Below are 2,527 nucleotides of genomic sequence, written 5' to 3' on the forward strand. Positions count from 1 at the left end.
CTGAGCGCCAGGTAAAAGCACACGCGACCGCAATCCGCTAGCGCTCTTCAAGCCGACTTCTTCAACACAATCAGCCCGAAGCGGTCATCTTCGGACAAATCAATCTCAGCCCAACATGCGCGAAGTCGATATTCGGCGAGTTAGGGCCAAGCTTTGAGAAAAGGCTTCGTTTAGACTAGTTCCCAGAATAACCTGATCATGTGCGCTATGTCCGAGGGGAACATGAGACGGGTCCTGGCACCGGCGCTAACGCTCTTGGTTCTTTCGATCGGACGGTTCCTTTCCGGGACAATTTCGATCGACGTGCTGCCTGCGCCGTTCGATGTCTGGCTAAACCCGGTTATCGCTTTCGAAATCGCGATCTGGCTTGCGATCGCGTGGTTTCTCAAGCGTTGTATCGAGACGGCGTTTCATCGCTCCAGGCCGGGAAGCGACGAGGAGCGCATTCCCAGCCTCGCTTTCGACATCCTCGGCATACTCCTCTTCCTCGTAGCCCTGATTGCCATCGTAGGGCTGGTGTTCGAGCAGCCTGTCACGGGCCTCCTCGCGACATCAGGCATCATCACTGGTGTCATCGCGTTTGCCGTGCGCGATCTAATTGCGGATATCTTCGCTGGCATTGCTCTCGCGATTGAGAGACCAATACGCATTGGCGACTGGATACAGTTCGACGAGGGGACACCGGACAGAACTGGGCGTGTTGTCGAAATGAACTGGCGCGCCGTACGCATGGTTACGGTCCAGGGACGAACCATCGTGTTTCCCAACAATGCGCTTTCGCAGCGCGAGTTCGTAAACCTCAGCCTTCCCGAGCGGTACTTTAGAACCGTGAAGCAAATCGTTCTCGATTTCCGTGTTCCACCTGAGCGTGCTGCGGACATCATCATGTCTGCGATTCGCGCAACACCGGGTGTCGTTCAGTCACAGACGCCCCTGGTGCTTATAGATGAGCTTGGCGATAGGGGCACGGTATTCAGCTTGCATTTCTGGGTGCCGGATTATCCTGACATGTTCATGATCGAGCGGCGCGTCGTGGAGAATGCTCTGCATTTTCTCGATATTTCGGGTTACGCTCCCTCCTATCCAAAACTCGAGGCAGACATAGCGTGGCATAGCGTTGCCGAGATCGACGACAGCCTAGATCTGCCGGACTTACTGCACCGTGTCCCTTTGTTCAGCAAGCTGTCCAACGAGGAACGCTCTCGTCTCGTTGAATATTCGAACGAAGTTCGCGCGCCTGCAGGGAAACATCTGATCGTTGAGGGCGATGAGGGCAGGTCGCTTTTTGTTGTTCTCTCCGGGCTCGTATCGGCGCACAAATCTTTTGATGGAGAGACCAAACGCATCGGGCTTGTAGAACCGGGACAGATCTTCGGCGAAATGTCTTTACTTACAGGCGAACCCCGCTCTGCGACGGTCATAGCGGAAGTAGCCTCTGTCTTACTCGAAGTTGGACGCGAAGCCCTGCAACGGATCGTCGATGACAACCCCGATATCGTCGAACAAATGGGCAAGATTCAGGCAGCTCGGATGAGCACCCATCTTCCAGATGACGCGACCGAGGCAAGTGCGGAGATTGGCACCTCATGGACGGCTTCAAACTTGATAAAACGCATTCAGCAAGTTTTCGGGAAACCGCACTAGCTCCACGGGGCGGCGGCTCTCTGGGAAGAGACTCAACAAACTCACAGTTTTGTGATAATTATAAGCGATTACTTGTGCCTTGGATGACGATCCAAATTTCTGAGCATTCCTTCCCCGTCACACTCACAGTGGCGGGGATTTTTTTTTGAAGTGATCACCAGCAGCATAACGTCCACTCAGTCCGCAACTCGGTCGTTGCGCCGGTTTTGCCGAACGTCCGCTGTCGGTAAAAGCGGGCGTTCCTGCCTAAAATCGCGCATTGATCGCCCTGGATGACCGGTAAGCGTGGTGGAGCGGTCACCTGACCAAAAGACTCGGATGACCGGGGAGAGCCCCGAGCGGTCGTTCGTTGGCTCTGTGCACGTCGCTCCGCAGCGTGGAATGGCTTCGAACTTATCGCCAATTTTGTCCGCTTTGGTTGATTACTATCGCGTCAAAGGAGAGGGATCGTGGCTGACCAGCGTGCGGTGGTCGCCATCAAGTGCGCGGCTTCCTAAGAACGAGGTAGAGGCGCGACGTCCCCCGGTCCTCATCCGGTTCCGCGCCTCCCTCTCGCTCCCGCCGGCTGAGCGGCTCGGTCGGCGGGGGCACCCTACCCCGGGGGGGGTGTCGGATCCTTACGGACCCCTCTCACCTGACCGGCGTGGGGAGTTTTCTTTTGAGAAAGCCAAATTTAAGGGGGGGCGGTCTATATAAATCAAGCACTTAGCCATTGAATGGTCGGCTTACTGGTTAATTCTTCGTGCGGCTGTGGATTTCGTGCAGGCCGCGCGCTTCCGCATCCCGAAGCGGACATTTGACCAAAGGACTTGTCTATTGATTAACGCGGTCTCAGCCGAAGAGTTGAGCCACCGCACGCCACACCATTATTGGCGCGCGGTGG

1 protein-coding gene is annotated in these 2,527 nt (G+C 55.9%); it reads left to right on the forward strand.

Features of this window, described 5'->3' with window-relative positions; all coding sequences use genetic code 11:
• The first annotated feature begins 222 nt into the window (after positions 1-222).
• Positions 223-1,644 carry a mechanosensitive ion channel family protein gene (locus RXV90_RS25720; RefSeq protein ID WP_316653272.1) on the forward strand — a complete coding sequence of 474 codons (1,422 nt, stop codon included), beginning with the start codon at positions 223-225 and terminating at the stop codon, positions 1,642-1,644.
• Positions 1,645-2,527 lie beyond the last annotated feature (883 nt).

Source organism: Ovoidimarina sediminis (genome assembly GCF_032586175.1).
In the GTDB taxonomy this organism is placed as follows: Bacteria; Pseudomonadota; Alphaproteobacteria; order Rhodobacterales; family Rhodobacteraceae; genus Ovoidimarina; species Ovoidimarina sediminis.